Here is a 19,184-nt window from a genome sequence, read left to right on the forward strand (position 1 = left end):
GTCTGCAGACCGAGCGGGTAGCGGTATCGCTTTTCCCGTCGACGACCTAACGGAGGAGCGGCGGAGGAGCTCAAGCCGATTGACAGTCAAATGATCGATTAGGCGTCGATCCAGTGTGCACAGTCTCTCGCGCCTCGATGCCAGCGGTCGAATGAGGGTCATGGCTCCGTTCCAGAAGTGGCTGGCGTTACGCTGGGCGCCGACTTCGGGGCGGGAGCCGAGGCGTTCTCAAACCGAGTGGCACGTTGGCGGCGATCCGGGCAGCCGTGGACGATTTCGCGCTACGGCCGATTCGGATAGCCTGATGTTGCTGGGGCGAGAAGTGGGATCCTCATGGCCGCCGATCCGAAGCCGACTAGGAGGAAGCTGCGGCGGCGCAGGCCGCGCGAGCCGGATGTCTACTACGTCGTCACGATCGAGGACTGGCATTGGGGCTACTCGCTCAGCCTCAACACGGACCGGCAGGCGATCGATCCCTATCACGAATTCCGTCATCTTCAGGTACGTGGAAGGCTGCTGCATCCGAAGGGCTTGAGGACAGACCGGACTGAATTGACGTTCCTGCCGTCGAAGGATTTGGAGGCGGAGGCGCGCAAGACTCTGCAACCTTTGGCCGTCGGATCGCTCGACGGCTACGGCGATCCGATCACGGGATTGCTCCCGCTGCCCGACGACGCGCTCCCTCCGATCCTGCAGATGATGGTGGGGGGCCGCTTCCGGTTCGTGGTGATGCATGGCACACGGTTCAGCCACCGTCGGGCGACGCTACATGGTTTTCGGTTGGAGATGAAGCTCGATCCCGACGATCTTCCGGAAGGTGTCGAGCTGGAGACCTGAGAGCAGCAGTGCGGGAATGCCGCGGATGTGCGGCGTTGTCCGCCGATCGACCTTCAGCAGCGGGGCCGGTCAGCCTAGATACCCGGCCGGATACGACGATGTGCCTGGCTTCCCCATCTTGCAACCGCGCGTTGAAACAGCCTATTGTTTCCAAAGAAGAATTGCTGGCAACGCGGCAGTGATAACGGGGGCGCAAGGGGTGGCAAGGATCGGGCTCGAGTTTCTGGAAAATACAGGTGGCGAGTCTGAGGGGCTCAGCGATCCCGGCGTAGAGAACTTCCGCGACAAGCCGTTTACTGCTGTGGCCCGCGAAACCGGACAGAACAGCAGGGACGCGAGGCTTGACCACACCGGTCCGGTCCGCCTTACCTTTGACGTCCTCTCAATCAAGTCCGACGATTTCCCGTCCATCGCCGCCTTCCGGGAGGCCGCCCGCCTGTGCCTGAAAAAGGCCGACCGACCCAAAAACGAAAAGGAAAAGGGTTTCTTCCAGCAAGCCGTGCGCGCGCTTGAGGCGCCGGAAACCCGGATACTGAGGATTTCCGACTTCAACACCACGGGCGTCCGTGGTCCCTGCGAGGAAGGATATCCGTTCCATGCACTTGCCAAGTCCGACAGCGTCAGTGCCAAGGAAGATGTCAGCTCCGGCGGCTCCTTCGGTATCGGCAAGAATGCCGCTCTTGCGGTGTCCGACATCCAGACTGCGTTCATCTCGACCCGCTACAAGGACGACCAGGGAGTGGAGCACGTGCTCTGCATGGGCAAGACGCTCTTCATCTCGCATACAGATGCTGCGGGGAAGCCAAGACGGCGCAAGGGCTACTGGGGCAAGATCGACGGATACCTGCCCTTGGACAATCCGGCTGAAATACCGGGATGGCTACTCCGCGATACGCAAGGCACTTCCATCTTCTCGATCTGCATGCGGGATGATGATGCCGACTGGCGATACGAAATGGCCGCGGCGATCATCATCAATTTCTTCGCTGCCATCGAGCGGCGGGAGATGGAATTCGAGATCGACAACGGCGCCATAAAGATCAACCGCAACACCTTGCAGGCACTTTTTCAGAATCCGAAGGTGCTCGAAGCCGTGAAGCTCACCAACGCCGGTGTTGCCTTCGACACCGCCAGAACACTGCACGGCTGCCTGATCGACGAAAAGACGACCCTCACGATGCTGGACGTGCAGGGGCTGGGCAAGGTGCAGATGCGCGTGCTGTTGCGGGACGGCCTGGGCTACACGATCGGCATCATCCGCAACGGCATGTACATCACGGACAACCTCGCCAAATTCAACGAGCCCTTCAAACGTTTCCCGCTCCACCGTGAGTTCGCTGTCGTCATCGAGCCGGACGGCAAGCCTGAAGGTGAATGGTTCAAGCGTCTGGAAAACCCGGCGCATGATGACCTGTCGGCCGACCGGATCACCGATCCGCAGCTCCGGGCACAGGGCAAGCGTGCCTTCGAGCGGCTTGCAAAGCAGATCCGCCAGCGCATCCGAGAGCTCGCAAAGACCGAGCCGAGCAGCAGCATGGAGCTTGATGAACTCAATGACTTCTTTGCCTCGGATGCGACCCGTGAATGGGACGACGCGGGTCCCGAGACCGATCCCCGCGTACTAAAACCGACGGCAATACAGAAATCGCCACCAAGGCCGCGCAGGGCGGCGAGTCCGTCAAGCGAGGATGATGATCCGCCGATCCCGGGGCCCGGACCATTACCACCCGAACCGGCGCCAGGGCCGGAGCCTGGACCTGGCCCGGGGCCCGGTCCCGGACCGAAGCCGCCAAGGCCACAGCCGCGGGCAAGGAGCATCGAGCTGCAGGGCGAGCGCAATCTGCTGCTTGACGGGACTGCCGGCAGGAAGCGACGGATATTCTTCACGTCTCCCGTCGCGGGCCTGGTGAGTGTGCAGGTGGAAGCTACAGGCCTGAGCAACCCTGACCAGCTGGCGGTAACCGCGGTTTCCGGCGGCACGCTGATTAGCGGAAAGATTGAGGTCGCCTGCAAGCGAGGCGAGCGCGTGGGCCTCGATATAGAATTCGACAGTCCCTATACGGGACCGATTGAACTGGATGCCGTCGTCGCGCCGGTTGCTGAGGAAACACCCTCATGAAACTTAACGAGAGCATGAGGTATCCTCACCCTGTCCTGAGCGATTTCTCATCCGACTATGTCACCGGCGAGTTTCGTTGCTCCTTTGTCCAGCAGATGACGGCGGAAGGCGAGCTTAAGCTCACCGCCGAGCTGGAGCTGGCGTCAGCGGATCTAGAAAAGCTGATTCAGAACCAGCAGGCTGCTACCGGGTACTTTGTGGTTTGCCGGCGGACCTATTTCAATTTTCTCCAGCCGGCGCCCCTCGGACGCAGTGAAAGGCACTTCGACGGCGCGAAGCTTTTCGGCACTGTCACCATCCGTCCCGCGGTGTGGACGCTTGTACCCGTCCAGAATTTCAGCAGCGCGCTTATTCACAAGGAGTTCGGCACGGCGGTCGATCTACCCAAAGGCTCTGTTGTTGCGCTGGGGCCCGAATTCCGGTTCTCGATCGACAAGAAGAAATTCAAGCCGTTCGAAAGCATCTTCGAGCTTGCGGTTGCCGAGGGGATCGAGCCGGGCATGGTCCAGGTCGACCCGCTGCGCGACCGGATTACGATCCTTGCCGAACCGAAGACGCACAAGGAGCTTGCTGAGATGCGGAATGTGCCGGCTGCCCGGAATATCCTGCTGGGGTCAGTCTACATGCCTGCAGTCATGGAGGTGCTCGCACTGTTGCAGAGCGGGGACACGACCGCGACCGGCATGAACTGGTACAGGATCTTCAAGGCGAAGTGCGACGATCTTGGGATCGATCCTGCCAACCGCAACGATACCCCGCTGCTGACCGCACAGAAGCTGCTGAGGGCACCGTTGAAGAAGGTCATATCTGTCGCCGGGACGATCTAGATGGTTGCACAGCTCAAATATCTTTCCGACAAGGCTCTCACCCAGGCGAAGGCCGGCGTGCAGGGCAACAACGCCCGGTACAGGACAGACGGTTTCGCCGATCTTGCCGATGATCCGGGCTGGAATATCGGACTGGGTGTTGACTACGACGACGCGCTGCTGGCGACGATAGATCACAGCACACCACGAAGCGTGGCGGCGATCGATATGGCCAATTCCCGTATTGTCGGGAAAGCGCTCGCAAACTTGTCGCCGACACTTGCCAACGAGGAACGCATCTGGGTCCGGCTCACCCACATCGAGGCCTTTGCCTATTCGCGCGACCGTTGGATAGGAACGGCCGGCGACGCGGCCATTCCGAAGCTGGTCGAGGACCATTTCTTCGCATCAGGTCAGACAAGGATACGTGATGACAACGCCATGTCGCGCCTCTGGTGGAATTACCAGATCGCCCGCACCTGCAATCCGGATAATGCCGACGAAGCTCTGGGCCTTATCCTGAAGACTGCCGATATCCGGAGCAATTTCGTCGAACGGATCTGGATGACGAGCCGCCGTAGTATCGCCTCCGCTGTTCTTGAGCTTATGAAGTCCGAGCCGTGGGTCACCGGGGCCGAGCAGAACTTCAGAAAGTTCATGAGATCGTTGAACAAGCTCGGTGGTGGTATCGTGTTTGAGGTGCTTGACGCCAGCGACATAGACCGCTTCCTGAAGGACTGCGTTTCTTATGCCAGCAGGCTCGCCTAAACCCCGACGTGGCGCGATCTATTGCAATCATTGTCCGCGTTCGGCGCTCTCGACAAGCGGCTTGTTAGCCCGCGGTACTTCGGCTCGAACCTGAGTTTCCTGCAAGCGCGGAGGGGGCGTGATGCATGGGGGCAGACCTGTGGGTTGAACCAATGGCTAGTGCAACCGGTCGGACTCTGAAAGCAAAGAATCAGATACGGCTCTCACGGCAGGGGGATTTGCCGTGGACGAACTCGAATTCGACAAGCCGGTTTTCAAGCAGCTGGCACCAAATGATACAGGGCAGGCCGCCGGACATCAGGGCGGCATGGTTATTCCTAAGGACCTTGATCCCTATTTCCCTCAGCTGCAGGGAAAGACATCGGCCGCAAATCCCACCATCGACGAGAACATCAGGGCGATCCTCGTCGTGGGCGGTCAAGAGGTGGCCACCGTCAACACCCGTTACCAGTTCCAGACCTGGGGCGGCGCACGCTCACCGGAACGACGGATAACAGGCAACCTCGGGCCGCTGCGTGACAAGGCTGCGGGCGATGACATCCTCATGATCGAGCGAAGTCTGGAAGACAGGTCGCTGTACCGGCTGACCCTGCTCAAGAGGGGCTCCCAGAAGCATAAGGCTGTGCTCGCGGCATCAAGCGGCAAACGATGGGGCGTCGTCAACCCGCTGGACCCGCCGGTTTCAGAATCAGAGCTCGATGAGGCCGAGGCAGAGCAGGAGACGCACGAGAAAAAGCCTCTCGATCTTTTCGACAACGAGGCGGCGTCGGTTGAGACGCGGTCGAAGCGGATTGCCCGCGGCCGCGCCTTTCAGAAGCTCACCTCAAAATACTATGACAACAAATGCGCTCTCTGTGGCGCGGGCTTTGTCACTGCGAAGGGCTGCGAGGTCGAAGCCGCCCATATCGTTCCTCGTTCAAAGAAGGGCGCAGACGACGCCAGAAATGGCATCGCGCTTTGTCGTTCACACCACTGGGCTTTCGACAAGGGGATGTGGGGGGTTGGCGCCGACGGAAAAATAGTCGTCGCGACGATCCACGGCGGCAAGGGCAGTAATGATCTTCTGAAGCCGTTTGCGGGGAAGGTCCCCGCGCCGCCCAAACACGCGTCCATGACGCCGGACCCGAAGGCCTGGGCTTGGCATCTCACGCACATGTTCGGCAAATAGTTACTCGATTTCGAGTTGATCCCGCTTGGAGTTCAGCCAGGCGCCGCATTTGTTCGCGATCGTATCAAGCCGTTTCCGATCACGGGTTGCACACTCCCATACAACGCCAACACGCCAGCCCTGTCCAAGCAACTTCTGAACGTTCCGCTGGTCGCGCTCGAAGTTGCCATTGATTTTGGTGCGCCAGAATTCCACGCGCGTGACGGGCCACTTGAAGATGCTGCACTCATGGCGGTGCCAGAAGCAACCGTGAACGAAGAGCACGGCTTTGTGTTTCGGAAAGACGAGGTCAGGCTTGCCTGGAAGGTTAGCGTGAAGCCGGTAGCGAAAGCCGCGCGCATGCAACAGTTTCCGCAGGATTAGCTCTGGCCTTGTGTTCTTGCCGCGAATGCCGGACATCATCCGGCTTCTTGCTTCGGCGGATACGATGTCAGCCAAAGGCTAGACGCCGCTGTCTCTCGGCGCCCGGCTGCACCGCTCTGGCCAGGTGGTCTTTCATGTTTTCAGCAACGAACTTGACCATTGGTACGACCACCGAATTGCCGAATTGGCGATAGAGCTGCGTATCTGACACGCCGCGGATATTGAATGGCTTTCCTTCTTCATCGAAACCCATGAGTCGAGAACATTCGCGCGGGGTCAGGCGCCTGGGGCGGTTTCCGGGTTGCGCAATAAGGATCTCCGAACCGTCCTTGTGATATCGGGCTGACAGCGTGCGGGTAACGTCGTTTGGCCCAAACAGGCTGTATCCGAAACCGTGGCCGGCGGCCTCGTGCTTCCTCCGGTAATCCTGCAGATAATTCCAGAGGTGCTCGGTCAGTGTGTACTTCGGGTCGACCTCTTCTTCCAGTATGGTCCCCAGCTTCGGTCCCAGGGAAGGGTCAGGCAGGACAAGCGCGTTGAGGTCGAAGTCGTTCTTCTTGCGGAAGCCGACGATGATGACACGCTGACGCTTCTGCGGGACCCAAGATTCCGAACTGATGACCCGCGCCTGGACCTGATATCCCAGCTCCTCCTGAAGGACGTGCATGATTGTGCCGAAGGTTTTGCCTCCATCGTGGCTCATCAGGTTCTTGACGTTCTCGAGGACGAAAGCGTCGGGTTCGTGATAGGCAATGATCTGTGCAGTGTCGAAGAACAGCGTGCCCTGGGTGTCGCACAAAAAGCCGTGCGGACGACCGAGAGAGTTTTTCTTCGACACTCCTGCCAAAGAGAACGGCTGGCAGGGGAAGCCTGCAAGCAGGACGTTGTGTGAGGGGATCAGGGAAGGCTTCTTCGAGAAAGGTCGAATATCACCTGCGATCGGGTGGTTGTCAGGGAAATTCTGGGCATAGGTCTGCTGACTGTATTTGTCCCACTCCGACGTGAATACACAGCGTCCGCCAATGCTCTCAAAACCCTTCCTCAAACCTCCAATTCCCGCGAAGAGATCGATAAAGGTAAACCAGCCAGGGGTACTCGCCATCCTTGCCGCCGCGGCTTGGGCGAGCAACTTCATCGCAGCGGGTTTGGGACGACTGGCGCCGGTCCGATAGCGGTAGCCCGTGCTGCGCGAAACCTCGATGTGCTCAATTGATTCTTCGAAGGAAAATCCTGCTTGGCGACTCAGTCGGGTGAATGCTGTCAGTTTCTTCTGCTTCACGGTACCCCCGAATCGCTGTGCCACTTTCGTTCAAAATGACACAAAGATTCCCAGCGAACAATCGAAGCGTTCCTCGTTTGTTCGGTTTGCCGCCTTGGCGCACAAGAAAATTGCAACTATGTCGCTGGGCAGGAGCAGGAGGGAACTGATGCGGCCGAGGTAAGCGAGATCGAGAAGCTGCGCGAGTAGAGATCGTTGGTGGTCTCGCCTTCTTTGGTCGAACAGGGCGTCTGCGACATTTTCGGTCATAGCAGACGGTTAGCACGCAAAGCGGCTGTCTGGTTCCCTTTTCATGCGCGGCCTGTTCGCTCGCCGCTCCATGCGCGAAGCTGGGGGCTGTCCCGAAGGCCCATCGCCGCGGCTACCTGCGTCCATTCGCTTGACTAATTCCCGTTCCTAACGACCGACGCGAATCATCTGCTATGGATCTTTGGAAGATTAGAAATTGTGGTCTTTGGTGGGGAATGGCAACTTCACTGCGCCCAGCTTCTTGCGAAGGCGGGAGATGTTGAAGTCCCATTTCGCGCCGGCCCAACCACCGGACGCGGCTTCCTCATAGAGCTCGACCGCTTCCTCGAGACGACCCGCGTCCTCGAGGTGGCGCGCGAGACGCAAGTATCCGGGATGGACAACGGCGTTGGCACTCGGGGGGCTGGCCAGGAACATGCCCGCCGACCTGGCCGCCCGGCCGCGGAAATGCTTCTTCATGTCCTTATCTTTTGTGAACTGAATGAGATCACGGCATGCCGCTTCGAATCTAACGGCATGGCTTTGGTCGTCCTTCAAAATCCTCCGGAGGCACTCGACTTTGAAACCACCCAGAACGAAACGCTGGGCAAGGTTGCCCGCCTCGAGCAGCGTCGCCGCCTTTTCCAAGAACCGGAGCGCAAGATCTACGCCGTATCCGCTTTCGCCTTTCGCAGACCAGATGCTTTGCGCCTTCTGGAACAGAAAGTCCGCCGCGCTTTCGCCGAGAAGCCTTTGCGGGACGTCCCCGCCGTCGATCGTCGACGTCTGTTCGTCATAAGGAACCGCGTCCGCAAATCCGCTATCGAGAATGACATGGCGGGCCATCGTATCCGCATCGTCGCGTTCGCGACCATCGTGGTAGCGATGAATATCTCGGATGTATTCTCGCTCCAGTTCGTCGAAATCCTTCTGCCACCAGTCTTGCAGACCGTACTGCTCGATGCGACCTCCGGATCTCTGGCGCATCAGGCGAACGACGTTGCCCTGATCGGTGTCAGTCGACTCGGTTATGGGTTTCTCGATCTTCTGCTCGAACGTTTGCTCCGGCGGTAGGGCCTTAGCCTCGTCATTCTTTGTAGCCTTCTTGCGTGGCTTAACCGGGAATTTTGGCTCGAAGCATCGCGGACAGCCCCACCACTCGTCCCCGACGAGCTTGTCGAACAGGACAACAGAAGTTGGCATCATGCGAACCAAAGCCGTCATTGGTTTGCCTTGCTCCAGTGTGCAGGACTCGCACAAATACTGGCTGGCTCTCAAACTGATTTCGACCAATTGCGCCCCGCAATTCCAATAACAATTCCTCCAATAGCTGCAATAGACGGTACGGCACAAGCGGTTCCGGGAAGCTGAAACTGAAAACGGGCCGCCGAGTGTGTTTCGGCTTCGAAATTGAACTCCTTCGGCACTCAGTCTGCACGGGCGAGGGCAGCAAAGCCCGCCAAGAAGCCGCGCAAGACGGCGGCGGGCTAGAAGGAAATGCTGATGCCGATTCAAGGCAAGAAGCAGGCGAAGGAAGCGCCGGCGAAGAAGCCGGTGCCAGGTCACATCGGAAATCGGGGTAGATTGCTCCGGTGTGAACATCTGGGTCTCGCTGACGGTAAGGGGCAGGTCAGACGCGGGCCGCACGGCGCCAAGATAGGTGGCCCAAGTCCAAGCGGTCTCATATCGTCTAAGTTTATCGTACATCCTCGCGATGACGGCACGAGCTCGGATCGTCCACGTCTGTCGCCTCGCGTCGCGATCGGCATGACGGGCGATTTGCATGCGCATGATGTGCTTGGGCGGTGGAGAAGGCTGGCAACCATTCGCCCTGACCTGCCGATATGAAAAAGCGACTTGCACGGAGCGCCGCAGACGGGATCGAGGGGCGGACTGTGACCATGCCGCCCTGCGACGAGACTTGGTGACTATCTGGCACAAGCAACATCACGCGATGCCGTGGATCGGCACCGTAAAGTTATCTCATGGCAAACTTCCGAGGCCACACCAATCGCATGCCGCAACGATCCTACGGATTTCCTCACCCGAAAGCTGGCGTTGAGCGGCAAGCCGGTCGGCGACGGCGATGATCGCGTCGCAAAAGTCGAGCGGAACCTGCTAAGTGCTTGCACTGTCAAAATGGCACCGCTGAGTGTGTCGCGGCCAGCGTAGTATGGAGTCCCGCATCCGGCGGGAGCTGGTCAGAGATGAGAAGGCTAAGAGCGAGGAGGGTGGAAGGACGCCCGGTCTGCGTTGCAACCTCACATTTGCTAAGATCCAGCCGAGATAGTCCGCATCTAGGCGGGTCGCAGTTCAAACCTCAAACGGTCGCTGTTGACGAAGAACAACGGCCCCGGCTGCCCCGCACCGAACGCCGCGGCCGTGAGCGGTCCGCCAAAGCAGGCGCCGGTGTCGAGATTGACGCGATTGGCGCGAACGTCGGGAGCGCGCGTCGTCATGGGCGTATGGCCGTGCACCACGAGAGCGCCATGCCAGAGCTTTGAGGACAGGAACGGCTCGCGTATCCACATCATGTCATCCCCGGATTGGGCGTCCAGGGGAATGCCGGGTCTGACGCCGGCATGAACGAAGAAACGGTGCTCATCGCTGATATGAAGCGGCAGCGCCCGTATCCATGCGAGGTGCTCCGCCGGAAGATCGGCGGGGTCCTCGATGCCGTAGGCCTCCAGTGTCTGCTCGCCACCGTTTGCCCACCATTGAACGAGATCGGCATCGGAGCGGCCCGGGTCCGCGGCGCGGCACAGCATGTGGTCGTGATTGCCCATGAGGCAGCGGAATCGCGCGGGGGCGTTGGTCTGCTCCTCCATCAGACAGGCAATCACGCGATCGGAGGCGGGCCCGCGATCGATATAGTCGCCCAGGAAGACGAAATCGTGCGCGGCGTCGCCCGCGCTGCTTCGGCAGATGTCGAGCAGAGCCCTGAGCTCGTCGAAACATCCGTGGATGTCTCCGATCGCGAAGGTTGTGCGTTCGTCCATATTGACCGGCCATTGCAACGCATCTAGTTGACATCGGGTGGGGGGCTTCGCCATGAAAATATTTTTCAAAAATATTCCATAACGTGTAAATTTCTCGGGGCCTCGATTGAATATAAGAAAAGTGAAATGAGCGGGGGCGAAGTCGCGTAGTGAGATTGCGGATCCATCGGGGCACGCGAGAGATTGGCGGCACATGTATCGAGCTGGAGAGCGAGGGGGTCCGGATCCTGCTCGATCTCGGCCTGCCGTTGAACGCGAAGGACCTCGCTTCCACGCCTCTGCCCGACGTCGATGGGCTCTCCGTCCCCAGCGCCAGCCTGCTCGGCATCGTGCTGTCGCACGGTCATCGCGACCATTGGGGGCTGGTGCCGAAGGTTAACGCCGCGGTCCCGCTCATCATGGGACAGGCGACCGAGAGCATCATCCGTGCGGCCGCGGATTTCGTTCCCGATGCCGTGGCTTTGAGGGCAAGTCATCACCTCGAACATCGCAAGCCGCTACAGCTTGGCCCCTTCACCATCACGCCCCGTCTCGTCGACCATTCGGGTTTTGATGCCTATGCCATGGAAATCGCCTCCGGCGGCAAGCGCCTGTTCTATTCCGGCGATCTGCGCGCCCACGGCCGCAAGCACAAGCTGTTCGACGCGCTGATCAGCGATCCGCCCCGCGACATCGACCTCATGCTGATGGAAGGATCGAGCCTCGGCCGCCTGGCCGACAACGCGACGTTTCCGTCGGAGGAGAACCTCGAGGAGATTTTCGTCACGCGCTTCCAGGAGACCGAGGGCCTCGCTTTGGTCGCCTGCTCGGCCCAGAACATCGACCGGGTGGTCACGGTCTATCGCGCGGCGAAGCGAACCAGCCGCAGCCTTCTCATCGATGCCTATGCCGCCGAGGTGCTGAAGGCCACGGGACGCGACAGCATCCCCCAGCCCGCGCCGGGCTGGTCGAATCTCGCGGTCTACATCCCGCAATGGCAGCGCGTTCAGTTGAAGGCCAAGGGGATTGCGCCCCTGGTCGATGGGTATCGCGGCTTTCGAATCTGGCCCGGGCAGCTCGCCGAAACTGCGCCGCGTTCGGTCATGCTGTTTCGGGGCTGGATGATGTCCGATCTCGATCGGGCGGGCGCGCTCAAGGGAGCGCGGGTGTTCTGGTCGCAATGGGATGGCTACTTGGTCGAGGGCCAGTCCGGAGCGGCCTTGAAGGCCGACTGCGAACGCCGCGGCATCCCGTTCGAAACGATACACACCTCGGGACACGCCGGCCCGACCGACCTGAAGCGCCTTGCCGCCGCCGTTGCGGCGAAGCGCCTGATCCCCATCCATACATTTGAACGGCTACGGTTTCCGGATCTCTTCGGCAACGTGGAATTGGCAAACGATGGCGAATGGATTGACGTCTGAACTGAACTTCCTCAAGCGCGGACTTTCGGGCTCGCAAATCGAAGGTTTGAAAAAGCTTGCGGCGAGCCCGACTGACTATTGGTGGAGAGAGGTTCTGGAGAGCAAGGACCTGTTGCTGGCGGTCCGGAACGGATACTTGAATGCCTACGTCAAAGGTCAGAGCGTCTTCAAGATTGGCTTTGGCAAAGGCAGCAGCGGCAGCGAGCCCCGCCTTGCTATCCATTACAAGTACCTGGTGAAGCCGGCGCTCGAGACGAGAGATCCGTATGTGTCGTTCAATGGAACGAAGTTTGATCTCGAGCCCGAAGACATCATCAATACCGAGTATGAGTCCAAGCTCACCCTGCCGCAGCTGATCAAGACGGCTGCGCGATTTGCCGGGCCCGAGAAGAGCGGCGTGCACAAGATCGCTAGGAAAGAGCCCAAGGTCGTTGATCTCGAGATCGCCTTCACGAAGGCCGGAGAGAACGGCGATCTGTCCGCGCCGCGGATGGACATCGCCGTCCTGGTGCCGGGGAAGCCGGGCAAGGCCGAGCTGGTCTTCTGCGAAGCGAAATGCGCTGATAATCCCGAATTGTGGGGCCTGGAAAAGCTTCCCAAGGGAGTGAAAAGCCTTACTCCTCCGGAGCGTTTGAGCGCTGTGATCGCTCAAGTCAGGAAGTATGAGCAATTCATTCAGGCCGAGGAAACCCAGGAAGGCCTGATCGAGGGCTACGTCAGGGTCTGCAGGAATCTGGTGGAGATCAGCAGCCAAATCCCGGGCCGGCCGGTCGATGATCTCGTCAGGCAGGTTGCAGAGGGGAAGGTGGAGCTGAATATCCACCCTCGCGTCTATCTCCTGATCTACGATTTTGGCCAGGATGAGAAGGACGGAAAGATCAAGAGCAAGCGGCAGCAGCTGAAAGAGGCAGGAGTAAGGACCGTTGCCAAGGGCAAGCCCGGGGACTTCCGGTTGGCGGACGACGTATTGAGCGAGATGAAGAAATGGACTGGTTCGAACGCCTGACGGGTTTCCGCGAGGGCACCTACGCCGACACGCGCGCCAGGCTCAAGGTGGAGGGACGTGAGCTTCACTCCCTGGTCAACGGGAAGAGCTATGGCATCGGCGAGCTCGAGCTGATGTCGCTACAGTCGTTGCGCGAGCGGGTGATGTCCCTCGGTGCCGTGGGAGGTCGGCTGAAATTGTCGGCCGTCAGCGGCGACGTGCGAGGAATGCATCGCCTGCCCGAGAACGCCGGTGCCCTGTTCCAGGTCGCCTCCCAATTCAACCTGCTGGAGATGACCGGCCCCGGGGTGACTCCCGAGGACGGGGTTACCCGCTATCAGGGTGACCCGACCCAGGGTCCGGCGTGCGCCATCGCGGCCGGGGCGGCGACGATCTACAGGAATTACTTCGCTCCGGTTGGCGACAGTTTTGGACAGACGGCAACGCGCCAGCTCGACGGACTGGCCGACATTGGTGACGCGCTCGCTGCGGATCTGAAGCGGCCGGCCGAGGCGTTGTGGCAGATGACCAATGGCTACGCCCTGAGCACCCGCGCCGGACTTGACGCCATTGCAAGGCACCTGGAGGGGCTGACGCCGGACCAACTCGATAGGCTGCGGGCCAGGCTGCGCGTCGGTGTGCACAGCGGCGTGGAGGTCACGGACGCCGAGGGCACGCAGCGACCACGGGTGTCGCAGGTGTTTTGCTCGGCGCTTCCGGTGGCTTACAGCGATGTTCCGTCGGTCCACTGGAAGCCCTTCGCATCGCTCGTTCTGGAGGCGGCCTATGAGGCCACCTTGCTGGCGGCCGTCATGAACAAGCAGCTGCGCATGTCGAACGTGGTCTTGCTCACCCGTCTTGGCGGGGGGGCCTTTGGCAACGAGGACGAGTGGATTGACTCCGCCATCCGGCGAGCTCTGACGACAATGTCGCGTTTTGAACTTGATGTGAGGCTTGTGAGTTTCAGGGAGCCGACGCGGAAAACCCGACAGTTGCTGGAGGACTTCGGTTGACATCACGCTTACTGCCGCTGATTGATTGTAGATTGCAGCCGCTTACAGCGGAAAAATTCCAACGTGGTCTCTGGTGCGACTTCGTCCTAAACTCGCGAGCTTGATTACGCGCAAGCTGGGCGGCATTTTCGCCGAGCGAGATCCTGGTCTCGCCCGGTAACGTGGCGTGAACAATCCTCGGGTCGAATCGTCAATCGCCAATCCCAGGGGGTGATCCGGACTCGCGGTTTCTCCACCAGACAAAGATGGGGCGGTCGCTATAATTGCTCGCGCGCTTTCTGGCCGTATCGACCCATCGTGGGCTCGCCCGCGTTCATGGCTCGCATAATGCCGATGTGGGCGAATACCGCGCCCGATCACCAGCAACAGGGCCTCGGCCGCCGCCTGCCATTCTGGCCGCTTCTGAGCCTACTTTGGCAGCCCCGAGATGTATTCCCCGGCATCCAGCAGGGTCACCAGCTTCTGCCGTTCGGCAGGTTGATCGGGATGTCGAAAGGCCGCCCCCAGCTTTGGGTCACGTGATTCCTGACACGCTGCGGCGATTAAGCTTTCTTTAGAGCAACTTTCTCTCTGAGAAACGTATCGACGCTATCAAAATCCATGGACGCAGTGCTCCAGTTGTTGGTCACGGCATCGGGGTTTTCAAATGCATCGTGTGTGTCCCAATAGGAGCCATAGATCACTTCCGTCCCCGATGGGGTCAGGTAGAACACGCGATAGCACGGCTGCTGTCCTGATCCCGTTATGCCTATGCGGACGTGGGCATTGCCGTGCTGCTTTTGACATGTGAGCATCTTGTGGCGCACGCCTGCGACGTAAATCCGTTGCTCAGCTAGATGAGGCCATACCGATGCAACCGTCGAGTCATTCGGAATCTTAGTCATTCAAATTCATTCTCCTCTAAAGGACGCGCGTGGAAGCTAACGGGGCAATCTAAATGATGACTCGTCGAGCAAGACGAAAGGGCGGCACCTCGGCGATTCCTATGTCCATGAGAGCGGGGCGGTTCCGAAAAAGGAGGCATTCTTCAATCCCTGAAAGTCGTGGAAACCAGCGATTTATCGAGCATAGAGGTTTGATGGGTGGGTCTGTCCGTGGGACGAATCTGCTTTCTTTTAAGCATTGCGGGTCCGTCGAAACAAGGCGGTCAAGCCAAGACGTAATAAAGTGTGGGGCATTCGTCGGCAGATGCAAGTGCGTAGAACGGTGGTCGTCCATACGATTCTCGCCGGTCACATGGTTCGGGTAGACGCCGCCCGTCGGAACGAGGCCGGCGTTGAGGCACGCGAGCGCGCGGTCGCCCTATGGGAGAATCCCAGCCGGTGCCGCCGGACGTGATCTGGCGTAGCACCATAGCGCGCGCGGCGCTAAAATGCCGCCTATGCCCGTCGTGGAGCCTTCCCAAGGGCCATTACCCCCCCGGCGAAGTGGCGCGCTTCATCTCAAGCAAGGTTCTCGTGGGGACAGCTGAGCGATAATTCGATCATCATAGTACGGGAAACTTAAGCCGGGGCGACCAACCATCACTATCACCACAGCTTCAAGCACAGCCATCAGACCCGGCACAGCAACCATCATCGGCACAAGCATCACTCGACGAAGCATCGTCGTTATCACAAGCCGCACGACTATCACGGTAGGCATCATCATTAGGAGGATGATGTGAAGCGATCACAGACAAAGACTTGGACCAAGGAGCTTCGATGGTCCGAGGTGGCTCGCGCCGCCAAGCTCCTTCGCCGGATCGATCTCATTGACCGTCTGCCGGAGAGCCGCATCAGGGCTGCACTGAAAGCATCGCAGAACGTCCAGAAGCGCAAGGTCGCCCCGGATGACAGTCCGCCTGTATATCTCAGGTCGAGGAGAAAGCCGAAATGAAACTGCTGGGATCGAACAGGGGGCAAAAGCAGATGCCTCAGAGTGAGAATAACGGCCTTCCGTACAGGGTACGTTAGGGACGTTAGATAGTCGCTGCCTTCGCTACAAGATCAGATGCTGGGAACTTGGCGCGTGAAAGAAGCATCGATAAGTACGGCACCACGTTCATCATTCACACCGCGCATAACATCGTCGCCTCATTCCGTGAAGGCGATGAAGTCGAACTGCTTGAATGAGCCGAAATCGTATAGCATCGCAGCGGTCACGGCGTGGAGCCGGTCTTCGTCCGGCACGCGCCGGCGCATCAGGATGAGCAGCGTCTGCGCCGATGCCATCGCGCCCTTCATCTCGATCAGGTGCGCCAAATCGCGATCGGCTGCCCCCGGCGTGGGGCTCAACGCATATAGCGTGAGGATCGTCACACGGAGAGCCGAGACAGACGTTCCGCCTCTTGGCGGCAATCGGCTGGCTCGGGGAGCGTTAAGCGAGTAGAGCCCGATGGTGAAGCCACGCGCGCAAGCGGTTTTTGATTACAAGCCATTGGGTTTCCGGCATGATGGGGCCCTTCAACAAGCAAGGGCAATGCCTTGGACGAGCGCCTCGCACGTATTATCCGCAACATCTCGACGTTCGGGGATTTGGCGCAGTTCGAGAAGAACGCCGAACAGCGCCACGCCTTGGATGCTGACCTGCGTCAGGCGATCAAGTCGCGCTCGGCTGAGTTGGGCCGCGCGCTCATCGCGCAGCGCACCGGCATTGAGCTGACCGACCTCTCTCCTGCGGAAGAGAAGATTGTCCAAGCCGTCAGCGAGTACGTCGGCGTCATGAAACACGAAGGCAAGGCCGCCACACGCACGTTCATTCAGCTAAAGAACCGAGGCCTCATCGACGCGGCGGAAGCGGCGGTTGCGAAGCTCAAGCCGACGCAGGGATTTCAGACCCTCGCCGAGGCCGATCTCGCGGAGCTGTCTTACGAACAAATCATCGTTGATCACGCTGAAGAATTCTCGCCACGCGCGCAGTGGTACGCGCGACGAACCCTGGGCCTTCCCAACGAGACCGACAAGCCGCCCGCGCGCGCCATCACGCCTGTGCAGAGGCGGACCGAGCAGCTTCTCGAATGGCTACAGGCTCGCGCGGAAGAGCATGCGGGCCTCCTGCCGCCGCATAGTAACGCCGAAGCCGCCGCCGTGCTCGGGTTGGGCGACATGCACCAGTTTGGCCGGGTGTTCGGCAACATTCAGTCGCGGACTGATTTCGCGTGCTATCTGGAAGGGCTGCCTCCGCTGGGGCTCGCCGCGTCCGAGCCGTTCGCTATGGCTTGGAGCCAACAAGATCGCACATGGGCGTTTCCAGTCGAGGAAATGCAGAAAGCGGCCCGTACGCATCGCTGGACCGAGCGTGACTTCGAGGCGGTGTTGCGACAGTCGCAGGGCTTGCCGGGACAGGCGCATCTGTCTTGGAAGAAAGATCTGAGCACGAATGAGGCGCAGGTCCAGGCCTGGGCATTCGGCCTTCATGCGCAGAGCCAAGATGCCGATTCCGGCGAAGATGCGGATACCGAGATCGATCCCGTGGGGAAGCGCAATCCCGCGTGGTCGCGCGACGAGCTGATCTTAGCGCTTGACCTGTATCTGCGGTTTCGGGAAGCGCCACCTGGCAAGGACAGCGAGGAAGTCGCGGAGCTGTCGGCATTCCTTGGGCGCGTGGCGCACGGGCTAGAAGTCACCGAAGCCAAAACGTTCCGGAACGCGAACGGCGTCTACATGATGATGATGAATTTCCGGCGCTTCGATCCGGAGTACGCGGCGGCGGATAGCAAGGTCGGCTTGACGCGGGGCAACAAGGAAGAGGAAACGGTCTGGAACGAGTTCGCCAACGATCCGGCAGCGCTCGCTGCCGCCGTCGCGGGAATCCGCGCTGGCGTTGACGGCTCGGAAAGCCCGGCGAATTTCACCGAAGCCAATGGCGACGCGCTATATTGGGTGTTCGTCTGCAATCCGAAGAAATGGGCCATTGATCGCTTCCTGGAGACGGGCGTTGAACGCGACACCTGGGGAATCCGCCCCTCGGACCGCGCGCGCTTCGCGCCTGGGCAGCTCGGGATCGTCCGAGTTGGCGTCGATCAGCGCAACGCGGTGGAGCGCGGCGGCAAGCCGCCGTTGGACTCCGGCATCTACGCGCTATGTGAAGTCGAGAGCGCGGCATTCGACGGCACGGGCGCGTCGAGTGAGTTCTGGGCTGCGGGCGCGGAACGCGCGCCGGGTTGGCCGACGGTCAACATTCGATACCTGAAGACCTACGGCGAGAACCCACTGACCATTGAACGTCTAAAAGCGGAGCGTCCGGATTTGTCGCGGCTGCTACTCAACGGATTCCAGTCGTCATCGTTTCCGATCACGGCGCGTGATTTCCACGCCGTGATGGAGTTGCTCGGCGAGGACCTCGACGATCTCCCGTCATCCCCGGAGGACAGTGCCGACGCGGATGCATTGGCCGCGTTGGAAGCGAAATATCTCAACGCAAGCCCGGAGGTGAAACTGCGGGTGAGCAAGTCCATCGAACGCGGGCCCGTGGGACGCATCGTAAAGAAGGCAAATGGCTTCAAGTGTCAGGTCTGCGAGGCGCTCGGCAACGATCCAATCGGATTCCTCAAGAAGAATGGCGAGCCCTATGTCGAGGCGCACCATGTCATGCCGGTCTCAACAAAGCAGATCGGATCGCTCTCGGCGTCAAACGTCATGACCGTGTGCGCCAACCATCATCGGCAACTGCACTATGGTGGCGTGGCAGTTACAATCACCGACCACGCATTCGATCTTGAGATGCTCGGCAAGCCGCTGAAGATTCCGCGCCTTGTCATTGGCGGCAAGCCTGTCCCCGCACCAGCGTTAGATGCCGAACTCCAAGCGGCAGCACTTCAAGCGGTGAGTTAGATCCCAAGCACTTCCGTGAACTGCCATCACCGCTGTGGGGTGGGATCGAACAGGCAAAGACCATTGTTCGAGCGATTCAAAATCCTGATCAAAAATCCAATCTTCGCATTTATTTTGAATATTCCTTCTCAAAAGGAAAATTCGTACGATAGCTACTACGAAATCAATCATTGGACGATTGAGAGGAAGTTCCTTCCACCGACTGGGAACCTCGCGCTTGTGGATTCCAAGGGTATCATATTTTGCACATCCGGCACACGAACTAGTGGCTGACGGACAGCTTTATGAGCCTAGCAGAAATTCATTCACTCACGGTTGCTTGCTAGTTTCTTGCCGGTTCGGCTTTTGGCCGAATCCATTGAAAACGGCGGCAGTAATCCGATGTATTGGGGGCAGCGGCGA

Annotated in this window: 15 protein-coding genes; 9 read left to right on the plus strand and 6 right to left on the minus strand. The window is 59.7% G+C overall.

The genetic code is table 11. The annotated features are described in order from the left end of the window. The first annotated feature begins 333 nt into the window (after positions 1 to 333). The 5 genes from ACFQX9_RS22580 (at position 334) to ACFQX9_RS22600 (ending at position 5,698) form a co-directional block, all read left to right on the plus strand. On the plus strand, positions 334 to 837 hold the full coding sequence (locus ACFQX9_RS22580; protein WP_377790581.1) for a hypothetical protein: 504 nt from the start codon (positions 334 to 336) through the stop codon (positions 835 to 837). 25 nt (positions 838 to 862) lie between these two features. Further along, positions 863 to 2,956 carry a hypothetical protein gene (locus tag ACFQX9_RS22585; RefSeq protein WP_377790583.1) on the plus strand — a complete coding sequence of 698 codons (2,094 nt, stop codon included), beginning with the start codon at positions 863 to 865 and terminating at the stop codon, positions 2,954 to 2,956. After that, the gene (locus ACFQX9_RS22590; protein ID WP_377790585.1) at positions 2,953 to 3,783 is read left to right on the plus strand and encodes a hypothetical protein; all 831 of its coding nucleotides are present in this window, start codon (positions 2,953 to 2,955) and stop codon (positions 3,781 to 3,783) included. Before ACFQX9_RS22585 ends, ACFQX9_RS22590 begins: the two co-directional genes overlap by 4 nt. Continuing rightward, positions 3,784 to 4,530 carry a DUF6339 family protein gene (locus ACFQX9_RS22595; protein ID WP_377790587.1) on the plus strand — a complete coding sequence of 249 codons (747 nt, stop codon included), beginning with the start codon at positions 3,784 to 3,786 and terminating at the stop codon, positions 4,528 to 4,530. Positions 4,531 to 4,753: 223 nt separating this feature from the next. After that, positions 4,754 to 5,698 carry an HNH endonuclease gene (locus tag ACFQX9_RS22600; RefSeq protein WP_377790589.1) on the plus strand — a complete coding sequence of 315 codons (945 nt, stop codon included), beginning with the start codon at positions 4,754 to 4,756 and terminating at the stop codon, positions 5,696 to 5,698. Here ACFQX9_RS22600 and ACFQX9_RS22605 read toward each other — a convergent pair whose 3' ends face one another. From ACFQX9_RS22605 to ACFQX9_RS22620, 4 genes are all read right to left on the minus strand, one after another. Beyond that, the gene (locus tag ACFQX9_RS22605) at positions 5,699 to 6,100 is read right to left on the minus strand and encodes a very short patch repair endonuclease (RefSeq protein WP_377791051.1); all 402 of its coding nucleotides are present in this window, start codon (positions 6,098 to 6,100) and stop codon (positions 5,699 to 5,701) included. A gap of 28 nt (positions 6,101 to 6,128) precedes the next feature. Beyond that, entirely contained in the window at positions 6,129 to 7,340 is a 1,212-nt protein-coding gene (dcm, locus tag ACFQX9_RS22610; protein WP_377790591.1) for a DNA (cytosine-5-)-methyltransferase, read from the minus strand. Positions 7,341 to 7,778: 438 nt separating this feature from the next. Next, complete coding sequence (locus ACFQX9_RS22615; protein WP_377790594.1) at positions 7,779 to 8,792, minus strand: hypothetical protein; 1,014 nt, start codon at positions 8,790 to 8,792, stop codon at positions 7,779 to 7,781. A gap of 1,073 nt (positions 8,793 to 9,865) precedes the next feature. Next, positions 9,866 to 10,567: a metallophosphoesterase gene (locus ACFQX9_RS22620; RefSeq protein ID WP_377790595.1), complete on the minus strand. Its 702-nt coding sequence runs from the start codon at positions 10,565 to 10,567 to the stop codon at positions 9,866 to 9,868. Between the two features lie 149 nt (positions 10,568 to 10,716). Between ACFQX9_RS22620 and ACFQX9_RS22625 the strand changes: the two genes are divergently transcribed. Genes ACFQX9_RS22625 through ACFQX9_RS22635 form a run of 3 tightly spaced genes read left to right on the plus strand, consistent with a single transcriptional unit; the run spans position 10,717 to position 13,968 of the window. Beyond that, on the plus strand, positions 10,717 to 11,970 hold the full coding sequence (locus ACFQX9_RS22625; protein ID WP_377790597.1) for an MBL fold metallo-hydrolase: 1,254 nt from the start codon (positions 10,717 to 10,719) through the stop codon (positions 11,968 to 11,970). Continuing rightward, a complete protein-coding gene (locus ACFQX9_RS22630; RefSeq protein WP_377790599.1) occupies positions 11,960 to 12,976 on the plus strand; it encodes a hypothetical protein in 1,017 nt (338 codons plus the stop codon). The genes ACFQX9_RS22625 and ACFQX9_RS22630 overlap by 11 nt, the downstream gene beginning before the upstream one ends. After that, complete coding sequence (locus tag ACFQX9_RS22635) at positions 12,955 to 13,968, plus strand: hypothetical protein (protein WP_377790601.1); 1,014 nt, start codon at positions 12,955 to 12,957, stop codon at positions 13,966 to 13,968. Before ACFQX9_RS22630 ends, ACFQX9_RS22635 begins: the two co-directional genes overlap by 22 nt. Before the next feature lie 542 nt (positions 13,969 to 14,510). On the opposite strand, the gene ACFQX9_RS22640 is transcribed toward ACFQX9_RS22635, so the two are convergent. Beyond that, positions 14,511 to 14,852 carry a hypothetical protein gene (locus ACFQX9_RS22640; RefSeq protein ID WP_377790602.1) on the minus strand — a complete coding sequence of 114 codons (342 nt, stop codon included), beginning with the start codon at positions 14,850 to 14,852 and terminating at the stop codon, positions 14,511 to 14,513. 1,191 nt (positions 14,853 to 16,043) lie between these two features. Continuing rightward, on the minus strand, positions 16,044 to 16,268 hold the full coding sequence (locus ACFQX9_RS22645) for a hypothetical protein (RefSeq protein ID WP_377790604.1): 225 nt from the start codon (positions 16,266 to 16,268) through the stop codon (positions 16,044 to 16,046). 165 nt (positions 16,269 to 16,433) lie between these two features. On the opposite strand from ACFQX9_RS22645, the gene ACFQX9_RS22650 reads away from it, so the two are divergent. Continuing rightward, positions 16,434 to 18,782 (plus strand): EVE domain-containing protein, encoded by a 2,349-nt coding sequence (locus tag ACFQX9_RS22650; RefSeq protein ID WP_377790606.1) that lies wholly within the window; start codon positions 16,434 to 16,436, stop codon positions 18,780 to 18,782. The last annotated feature ends 402 nt before the right edge of the window (positions 18,783 to 19,184 follow it).

The sequence above is a fragment of the Bradyrhizobium sp. GCM10028915 genome, assembly GCF_042666195.1.
Lineage (GTDB): Bacteria > Pseudomonadota > Alphaproteobacteria > Rhizobiales > Xanthobacteraceae > Bradyrhizobium > Bradyrhizobium canariense_D.